This is a genomic window from Pseudomonas sp. ITEM 17296, from assembly GCF_028895205.1.
GTDB lineage: Bacteria > Pseudomonadota > Gammaproteobacteria > Pseudomonadales > Pseudomonadaceae > Aquipseudomonas > Aquipseudomonas kermanshahensis.
The window spans coordinates 1-326 of the sequence record NZ_WJRS01000099.1 but is presented as its reverse complement, the minus strand read 5'-3'; the positions used below and the strand labels follow the sequence as shown (position 1 = coordinate 326).

1 protein-coding gene is annotated in these 326 nt (G+C 60.7%); it reads right to left on the bottom strand.

Going from position 1 to position 326, the window contains the following annotated elements; genetic code table 11:
* The coding region (locus GIB19_RS28225; protein WP_274888875.1) for a hypothetical protein at nt 1-326 on the bottom strand (326 nt) is incomplete at both ends.

Genomic DNA, 326 nt, shown 5'->3' with positions numbered 1-326 from the left:
CGCTGCCGACGCGCATTTTCGTTCCACACAGGCCCTGCTTGGGGGCGGTCCCGATACTTGGAGCGTGAGTGTTTGTAAAGGCGACGGCCCAGTGCGTCGTAGGCGAAATCGACACTCAGCCGGTCGTCTTCATAGCGCCGTAGACGGTTATAGAGATCCCATACAAATCGACCCTTTTTGTCATTCTCGATCCGCTCGGCCAGGTTGCCGCGCTCGTCGTAACGGTACTGCGTGCCGCAGTAGCTGCGCAGTACGTTGTCGTTGATCCTGCGCGGTGAGTGCGGATTTGGTCCCGGCGGCGCTTCGGGGTCCAGCAGGTTGCTCGC